The sequence below is a fragment of the Rhizobacter sp. P1_G5 genome, assembly GCF_056405435.1.
Window position 1 is genome coordinate 1 of the sequence record NZ_JBFUCB010000539.1, and the last position, 4,224, is coordinate 4,224.

General features: G+C 70.7%; 4 protein-coding genes and 1 pseudogene. All 5 read left to right on the forward strand.

Features of this window, described 5'->3' with window-relative positions; genetic code table 11:
* A pseudogene (locus AC1D12_RS26410) lies at positions 1 to 371 on the forward strand (DUF1800 domain-containing protein); the annotation flags it as partial.
* Between the two features lie 11 nt (positions 372 to 382).
* A complete protein-coding gene (locus AC1D12_RS26415; protein ID WP_465110413.1) occupies positions 383 to 1,855 on the forward strand; it encodes a DUF1501 domain-containing protein in 1,473 nt (490 codons plus the stop codon).
* Between the two features lie 48 nt (positions 1,856 to 1,903).
* Positions 1,904 to 2,512, forward strand: a complete 609-nt coding sequence (locus AC1D12_RS26420) for a glycine zipper 2TM domain-containing protein (RefSeq protein ID WP_465110414.1) — start codon at positions 1,904 to 1,906, stop codon at positions 2,510 to 2,512.
* Between the two features lie 156 nt (positions 2,513 to 2,668).
* Complete coding sequence (locus tag AC1D12_RS26425) at positions 2,669 to 3,388, forward strand: hypothetical protein (protein WP_477825449.1); 720 nt, start codon at positions 2,669 to 2,671, stop codon at positions 3,386 to 3,388.
* A 55-nt stretch (positions 3,389 to 3,443) separates the two neighbouring features.
* A complete protein-coding gene (locus AC1D12_RS26430) occupies positions 3,444 to 4,091 on the forward strand; it encodes a sigma-70 family RNA polymerase sigma factor (RefSeq protein WP_477825450.1) in 648 nt (215 codons plus the stop codon).
* Positions 4,092 to 4,224 lie beyond the last annotated feature (133 nt).

The following is a 4,224-nucleotide window of genomic DNA, read 5'->3' on the forward strand; positions in this document are numbered from 1 at the left end:
ACCTGGTCGCGCCGGAGCTGCAGCTGGCCAACGAGGTGTCGGTGGCCGGCTACCTGAACTACCTGCGCGGCTGGATCGCGATCAACACCGGGCGCGACGTGCAGCTCGACTTCTCGGCCGAGCAGGCGCTGGCCGACAAGCCGGAGCTGCTGCTGGACCGCCTGAACCTGCTGATGATGTCGGGGCAGATGCCGGCCGCGCTGCGCACGCAGCTGCTGTCGGCCGTCAACGGCCGGATGATCCCGCCGGTGCGCAAGGACACCGCGGGCAAGGTCATCAACCAGACCGACATCGACGCCGCCACGCGCGATCGCGTGGCCATCGCGGTATTCCTGACGATGGCCTCGTCTGACTACCTGACCCAGAAGTGAGGAACCGCGACATGTCTTCCAACCAAGCCTCCCGCCGCGAATTCCTGCGCCGCGCGACCATCCTGTCGGGCTCCGTCGGTTCGGCCGGCCTGCCCTTTGCCTTGAACATGGCCACGATGGGCGCGGCCGTCGCGCAGACCGCCAGCGACTACAAGGCCATCGTCTGCCTGTTCATGTACGGCGGCAACGACTCCGCCAACATGGTGCTGCCGTGGGACGACGCCTCGTGGCAGACCTACAGCACGCTGCGCGCGACCGCACCCGACCCGATCGCGCTGAAGCCGGTCGGCACCGCGGTGGATGCCACGGCCGCGGCGGCCTCGCCGGCCGCACTCGGCGGCGTGCTGTCGATCGCGTCGAAGAACCTCGCGAACCCGGAGAACGCGTCGCGCAAGTTCGCGCTGCACCCGAGCATGACCGAGACCAAGGCCTTGTTCGACCAGGGCCGCCTGGGCATCATCGCCAACGCCGGCCCGCTGGTGACGCCGCTGACCAAGGCGGAGTACCAGAAGGGCACGAAGGCGCGCCCGGCCAAGCTGTTCTCGCACAACGACCAGCAGTCGATGTGGCAGGCGCTCGGCCCGGAAGGCGCGCGCGTCGGCTGGGGCGGGCGCTTCGGCGACCTGCTGGCCGGCAGCAACACCAGCTCGACCTTCACCAACATCTCGGTGCAGGGCAATGCGGTCTACATGGCCGGCAACTCGGTGTTCCAGTACCAGGTGACCAACAACGGCGCGACGGCGATCGGCGGGCTGACCGGCTCGCTGTTCGGCTCGGCCGCGGCGACGACGGCCTTCAAGTCGATCATCACCGCCGACAACCAGAACCTGCTGGGCAAGGAACACCAGGTGATCGTGCGCCGCTCGATGGACGCGCAGGCCGCGTTCCAGTCGGCCTTCACCGCATCGACCGTCACCGCGCCGACGCAGTACTACAACCCGGCGCAGCGCGCCAACGCCAACAACGGCCTCGCGCAGCAGCTGCAGACGGTGGCGCGCATCATCGGCGCGCGCACCGCGCTGGGCACCAAGCGGCAGGTGTTCTTCGTCAGCATCGGCGGCTTCGACACGCACGACAACCAGAACCGCGCGCATGCCGACCTGTACGCGCGCATCTCGCACGCGATCAACTACTTCGATGCGACGCTCGGCACGCTGGGCGTGCGCGACCAGGTGACGCTCTTCACCGCGTCGGATTTCGGCCGCACCTTCACGAGCAACGGCGACGGCACCGACCACGGCTGGGGCGGCCATCACTTCGTGCACGGCGGCGCGGTCAAGGGCGGCGACGTCTACGGCCGCTTCCCGCTGGTCGGCATCAACCACGATGACGAAGTGGGCTCGGGCAGCCTGCTGCCGGGCATCGCGGTCGACCAGGTCGGCGCGACGCTGGGCAAGTGGTTCGGCGTCAGCGATGCCAACCTCGACATGGTTTTTCCCAATCTCGCGAACTTTTCGAAACGAAATCTGGGCTTTCTGGGTTGATGATCGCGTTCGTGAACGTTTTTCCTTTCTCTTGAACCAGGATTTGCCATGGACAGCTCTTCTTCTGCCAACCTCGCCCTCGACCCCTCGGCCACGCCGGGTGCCGCGGCGCCCGCAGCGCGCCGCACGGCGTGGTGGGTCGCCGGTGGCCTGGGTGTGGTCGGCGCCGGCGCGCTGGCGGCTGCACTGACCAGCGGGCCGAAGCCCGCGCCGGTCGAGCCGGCCGCACCGGTGGCGGCCACCGCATCGGCCAAGGGCAAGGCCAGCCACGCCGCCAAACCGGCACCGGCCACCACCACTGCGGCCGCCGACATCTGCGCCAACTGCGGCACCGTCGAGAGCGTGAAGACCGAGACTCGCAAGGGTGAAGGCACCGGCATCGGCGCGGTCGCCGGCGGCGTGCTCGGCGGCGTGGTCGGCCACCAGATGGGCGGCGGCAACGGCAAGAAGGCGATGACGGTGCTCGGCGCCGTCGGCGGCGGGCTGGCCGGCCACGAGGTCGAGAAGCGCGCCCGCAGCACCACCGTCTACCAGGTGCGCCTGCGCATGGACGACGGCACCACCCGCACCGTCACGCAGCAGACCGCCCCCGCGGTCGGCGGCCGCTTCGAGGTCGAAGGCAGCACGCTGAAGGCGATCCCGCTGCCGAAGGCTTGAAGTTGCCCACCCCCGAAGCGCCTTCGGCGCCTCCCCCTCAAGGGGGCACCGCCAGCGGCCCGGCGAAGCCGGTTCCGCGGCGGTCGCTTGGCTATGCCGTGTCGTGCATGGCGGGTGACGCTCTGCGCGATGGATCGGTGATATGACCATTGGCGCATGAGTGCGCCGTTGGTCTTGCGCGCCGTCGCGACGGCCGCAGCGGCGCTGGCCCTGTCCGGCGCCTGGGCCCAGGAGGTCGACGCCACCGTCGGCGCCAGTTCGGCGCTGCTGGTGCGGGGCGTCGCGCTCGGCAATGCCAAGCCGGTGCTGCAGGCCGGCGTGTCGGTCGACAGCGCCGACGGCTGGCTCGCAGGCATCGGCGTCGCCACGTTGCGGCCCTCCACCGATCAAGGCTGGACGACCCAGTTGTACGCCAGCGCCGGCCGTGCGTTCCGCCTCGACGACGACTGGAGCGCRCAGCTCGCGGCCAGCCACTACGCCTACCCGTTCGACGACTACCTGCGCAGCTTCGACCGCGACGAGTTCGCCTCGACGCTCGCGTGGCGCGACCGCGTGGTCGCCTCGGTCACCGCGCTGCGCCAGACTGCCGCGTCGCCGAACGGCCACCGCAGCGGCTGGGCCGCCGACCTGGTGCTGCGCCAGCCGCTGGGGCGGTTGGCGGGGGCCTCTTTCGCACTGACGGCCGGGCTCGGCCACCAGGACCAGCAGCGCCGCGCCGCCTTCAGTTACGACTACGGCCACCTCGGCCTGAGCGGGCGCATCGGCAGCCGTGTGCAGTACGAGCTGTCGCGGGTCGCGACCGACCACCGGGCGCGCGAGTGGTTCGGCGCGGCGGCCGATTCGCGCTGGGTCGGCAGCCTGACGGTCGGCTTCTGAAGCCGATTTCCAAAAATACTTGCAACTTTCGCGGCGCCCGCGCGTACACACCGGTATGCCGCTGCTTTCGCTGATCCGCGCCCGCCCCGCCGCCGCCCGCCTGGACGATGCGGACGAGGCCGCGCTGCTGCGCCGCATCGCCGACGGCGAGCGCGCGGCGCTGGCGGCGCTGTATCACGGCTACCACCGCCGCCTCGACCGCTTCCTGGCCCGGCTGACGCGCCGCGCCGACGTGGTGGAGGAGGTGATCAACGACACCTTCTGGATCGTCTGGCAGAAGGCCGGCGAGTTCCGCGGCGAGTCGCGGGTGTCGACCTGGATCCTCGGCATCGCCTGGCGCTGCGCGCTGAAGACGCTGCGCGAGCACGGCGAGGAGCCGGTCGAAGCGCCCGCGGATGAACAAACCCACGAGCTGCATGCCCTCGACGACCCCCACGCCCGCCACGAGCTGGCCGACTGGGTCGCCAAGGGCATGCGCCGCCTCAACGCCGAGCAGCGCGCGACGATGGAGCTGGCCTACGGCGCCGGCCACTCGCTCGACGAGGTGGCGCAGATCATGGACTGCGAGCTCAGCACCGTGAAGGCGCGCATGTTCCACGCCCGCGCGAAGCTGCGCCAGGTGCTGCCGATGCTGGCCGGCGTGTCGCCGGTGCGCCGCCCGGGCCGCGAGGGCCGCAAGGAGTACGACGATGAAGAAGCATGACGCCGATGACGATTCCACCGACCTGGCCTGGCAGCGTGCGCTGCGCCAGGCGATGGCCGAACCGCCGCCGCCGCTGACCGATGCCGAGGCGGGGTTGAAGCGGTTGATGCGGCGCATCGACGAGGCCGAGGCC